Annotated in this window: 3 protein-coding genes; 2 read left to right on the top strand and 1 reads right to left on the bottom strand. The window is 46.0% G+C overall.

From position 1 onward, the window contains the following. Positions 1-71 precede the first annotated feature (71 nt). A complete protein-coding gene (locus ACTHUE_RS17655) occupies positions 72-512 on the top strand; it encodes a hypothetical protein (RefSeq protein ID WP_070583965.1) in 441 nt (146 codons plus the stop codon). 72 nt (positions 513-584) lie between these two features. On the opposite strand, the gene ACTHUE_RS17650 is transcribed toward ACTHUE_RS17655, so the two are convergent. Further along, positions 585-1070, bottom strand: a complete 486-nt coding sequence (locus tag ACTHUE_RS17650) for a DUF4189 domain-containing protein (RefSeq protein ID WP_440424074.1) — start codon at positions 1068-1070, stop codon at positions 585-587. A 174-nt stretch (positions 1071-1244) separates the two neighbouring features. Between ACTHUE_RS17650 and ACTHUE_RS17645 the strand changes: the two genes are divergently transcribed. Then, on the top strand, positions 1245-1808 hold a 564-nt coding region (locus ACTHUE_RS17645; RefSeq protein WP_440424073.1), incomplete at its 3' end, for a transposase.

Below are 1808 nucleotides of genomic sequence, written 5' to 3'. Positions count from 1 at the left end.
TTTTTTCAGACGGCCTTTTTGTAAAGGCCGTCTGAATATTTATTGTTTGAAAATTTTAAAAAGGAAAACAGATGAAAACCATGATTTTAGCAGCGGCTTCAGCCGTATTGTTGCTGGGCGCGTGTTCCACTACGGAACAAAGAGTATTGAAACCTGAAGAGCTGACCAGTATCAAACATGTCTGCATCATTCAAAATGCAAAAGTAAGACCGCATGATTTGGATCGTGCTTTGTCTAAAGCTTTGGCAAAACGCGGCATTGGTAGCACTATTGTGACAGCGGACAACCGCAGCAAACTGTATGATTCTTCTTGCCCGTATAACCTGCGTTACAAAACCAAAGGCAATGACGAAATCTTGCGTAAAGGCGTATTTGTGTTGCGAAGCACGAAGTATGCGGTTTCTACTGTCAGCTACTCTTTAAATGATGAAAACCACTTCCGAACCAATCCTGATTTGGTGAAACAGGCTGAAGGTGTTGTGGCCAAATTGTTGGAAAAAAACAGCAAATAAAAGCCAGAATAAAAAACCGGCTTGCCGCGATATGGAGCATATCGGGCAAGCCGGTTTTGTTTTCAGACGGCCTTAAATGGATTTGATTTTTTCCCAAAGGGTTTTGACCGTACCTTGATAGTAGGTTTCGGAAGTGCAATAGACTGTTTCTAAAGCGCATTGTCCTTGTGAACCGTATTTTTTGATACACTGGTTCAAGGCAATTTGATGCACGGTTTTGAAACGAGGGGAGGTAATGGCCACTACGTTTTGCGCGGTCAATTTGCCCATGGCTTTAGGGTAGGCAACAGCGATACAGGTATTGTGCAGTGGGACAACCGTTTTACAGCCTGTTGCTTGGCCTGCGCTGATACCGGCTAAGGCATCTTGGCCTTTGCAGAATGTTTCGAGTTCGGCTGTCGCATCCAGTTGGGTGGCATTTTCTTTGGTGGTTTTGATTTGCAGCACTTCATTGCTGTCGGTAGGGTTTTGCCACATGGCCAGGTAGCCGTAAGTATCGGCAGCTAGGGCGGCAGGAGTCAGTGCGCAAAGGATAAGTGTCATTAGTGTTTTTTTCATGTTTGTTCCCTGTTTGTTGGGTATTTGTTGTTATTATAAAGCAAAAGTACTTATTTGATATAAATTTGCTTTTAAAATGAATATTTGAGTGTGGCAGATAGATTATAGGCCGAGACCTTTGCAAAATTCCCCAAAATCCCCTAAATTCCCACCAAGACATTTAGGGGATTTTCCATGAGTACCTTCTTTCAGCAAACCGCCCAAGCCATGATCGCCAAACACATCGACCGTTTCCCACTATTGAAGTTGGATCAAGTGATTGATTGGCAACCGATCGAACAATACCTGAATCGTCAAAAAACCCGTTACCTCCGAGACCACCGCGGCCGTCCCGCCTATCCCCTGTTGTCCATGTTCAAAGCCGTCCTGCTCGGCCAATGGCACAGCCTTTCCGATCCCGAACTCGAACACAGCCTCATCACCCGCATCGATTTCAACCTGTTTTGCCGTTTTGACGAACTGAGCATCCCCGATTACAGCACCTTATGTCGCTACCGCAACTGGCTGGCGCAAGACGACACCCTATCCGAACTGCTGGAACTGATCAACCGCCAACTGACTGAAAAAGGCTTAAAAGTAGAGAAAGCATCCGTCGCCGTCATTGACGCCATCATTATTCAGACCGCCGGCAGCAAACAGCGTCAGGCCATAGAAGTCGATGAAGAAGGACAAGTCAGCAGCCAAACCACACCGAGTAAAGACAGCGATGCCCGTTGGATAAAGAAAAGCGGCCTCTAC

The organism is Neisseria sp. P0021.S005 (assembly GCF_051956955.1).
Note: the sequence above shows the minus strand (reverse complement) of the source record. Positions and strands in the feature narration are given on the sequence as shown.